The following is a 2,441-nucleotide window of genomic DNA, read 5'->3' on the forward strand; positions in this document are numbered from 1 at the left end:
CGCGCGCCCTGCAACGTATGCGGGTCAGGCAGCGACAGGATATGCTCGATTTCATCAATGCTCAGGATATACTTTGGCAGCCGTTTTTCTTCCCGCGGCAACTCAATGTCCGCTGCCGGGTTCGCCAGTATCAGATTCTGTTTCGTCAGCCATTTGAACCACACCTGTAACGGCTGCAACTGCGTGCGTTGGGTGCGGATGCTCAGCGGCTCTCCGTTGGTCTTGCGGTACTGGTACAGGTAGCGCTGGTAACGTTCCAGTATCGGCCGCGTGATATCCGCGGCATAGTACAGGCCCCGTTCCGTGGCCCACAGGATGAAGCGATAGGTGTGATGGGTCTGTACTTTCAGCGTGGTTTCCGACCAGTTCCGCTCCTGCCGCCACGCCACAAAGCGCAGCAGCAACGCATACAGGCTCTTCGGGTCATGTGCCGGACCCACCGGCTGACGGTAGACGTCATCGACGGTCAGGAGACTTCCTTTGCGCGGTTTACGGTTTGCCATGATTGACCTCCGGTTGAGATTGAGTGGCGGGCGCAGACAAGGGGCGCGTTTTCTTTTTTCCTTTTATCACTGTGTCTTCCGTTACCCCGACTTGCGGCACGCTGAACCCGTGTTCTGTCTGCCCTGATGGGGATTTTTTCACCCCAGACTTGACCCGAACTTGACCCAGACTTGAGGCAGACTTGTGTTCATTTAAGTCAGACTTGCTCTCCTGACCTGTCGGGACGGCTGCCGGCGTTTTATCCCTGTCGGGCACGGGCAATGCGTCTCCGTGATTATTTTCCCTGATAACTGCGTTTTCATCTGCCCGGACTTGTTCACCCGCCGGCCCTTGTACTGTCTGGGCTGACGCGGGTTTTTCTTCCCCAGACTTAGACCAGACTTGCCCCAGACTTGGGGAAGACTTGCCACCTTCCGGGTCAGACTTGCGTTCACTGCCTGCCGTTTCTGAGTCCGGTTCTCCGACATCCAGCAGGCCGCACAGGTGCGCCGCGCCGTTGTCTTCCCCGTCCCACAGCAGTTCATAATGCAACAGGTGCCCCCGGCTGCCGCCATGCGACAGCAGGTATTCCATTTCCGTCAGCCGTTGACAGTGGTTTTTGAGCTGGCTGTCGCTCCAGTGGGTAAAGGCGCGGATATCCCGTCGGGTAAAGCGCACTTCGTTTGGCTGGCAGTGCTGGATTTGGGCTTGTTCGTTCACCATCGCCTGTATCAGCAGCAACAGCTTACGCGTCTGCGGCGGCATTTCATCCAGCGTGCGCCCCAGCACCTCATGCGCCAGCCGGTTAGCCAGGGTAATGTCGTCCTGGGTGACTTCGATATATTCGATGACTTGCCCGCGGTGGGTGGTTTTCTTCACTTCACGTTGATACTGGTGCAGTAAGGCAATGGCCTGTATTAAGGTGAGGTATTTCATATGGTCGCGCCGCATCCGCGTTTTATCGCTTAAAAAAGTGAGCTGGTGCGCATACGGATTCACCACTTTCAGCGGCCTTAACAGGCGCTGGGCGTTCTGGTGTAACTGCGTCAGATAGCTTTTCTCCGAGTCAGCCAGCAACCCGGCCAGTGTCTGACGGTGCCGCTGCATGGCGTGGATGGCCTGCGTCTGTTCGCGCGATTCGTTGACCGTCAGCACCAGACAGCGGTTCAGCAGCTCTTCATCCACATCAATGGCGGTGGTGGTCAGCATCAGCATCACCGGGCCCTGTACCTTGTATTCCCGCGTCACCAGTTCGCCGCTCTGTTCGTTCTTGCCCGTTGACGCGATTTTCAGTTCGCCGTCCGACTGTAACAGTTTCAGGGCATAGGCCGCCTGCCGCACGCCTTCCTCTTCGGCTATCGCCAGGATTTTGTGTTGCAGGCTGGTTTCCCCCAGATAGTAGAGGCTCTGCCCGGTCATCGCCGAGTACTGGATACGCTCCTCTTCCGGCATCAGGTTCAGCACGGCATCCATCAGGCTGCTCTTGCCTGCCGCGCTGCTGCTCTGGATTAACACGGCCAGCGGTTTATCGAGTTTGCGCGAGACCGCCGCCAGATACCCGGTCAGCAGATTGGTGGATTCGCCGACCACCCCGCAGGCGGCCATGTCGTGGATAATTTGTTCTGTTAAGTTCGGTGATGTCAGCAACGCCAGCGCGGCGGCTTCGTCTTCCGCGCTGACCGTGACTGCCGTTGTCCCTGAGGCTTCGGCGTCGGCTTGCTGTTGCGCATCCTGTTGCTGCTCCAGCATCAGTAATACCCGCCCGGCTTCGCGTTTGATGACCGACAGCTCGCATTCCAGCTCTTGCGCCGCCGTGCTGATGTAGTTCTGACGATGCCGCGCGTGATACATGTCCAGCGTATCCACATGGAACAGGCCGGACGTTTCATCCCGCACCTGCACATTGACTTTCATCACATCGGGCACCGGCGATTTTTTCATCCCCSTACCCGCCAGAC

1 protein-coding gene and 1 pseudogene are annotated in these 2,441 nt (G+C 57.9%); both read right to left on the reverse strand.

Annotated features, from left to right (window positions below):
• Positions 1 to 503 (reverse strand): site-specific integrase (locus tag C6H66_RS25080; RefSeq protein ID WP_181150315.1); only part of this gene is annotated, 503 nt, incomplete at its 3' end.
• A pseudogene (locus C6H66_RS25085) lies at positions 490 to 2,441 on the reverse strand (DNA primase); the annotation flags it as partial. The pseudogene C6H66_RS25085 and the gene C6H66_RS25080, both read right to left, overlap by 14 nt.

This window comes from Photorhabdus hindustanensis, assembly GCF_002968995.1.
Classification (GTDB): domain Bacteria; phylum Pseudomonadota; class Gammaproteobacteria; order Enterobacterales; family Enterobacteriaceae; genus Photorhabdus; species Photorhabdus akhurstii.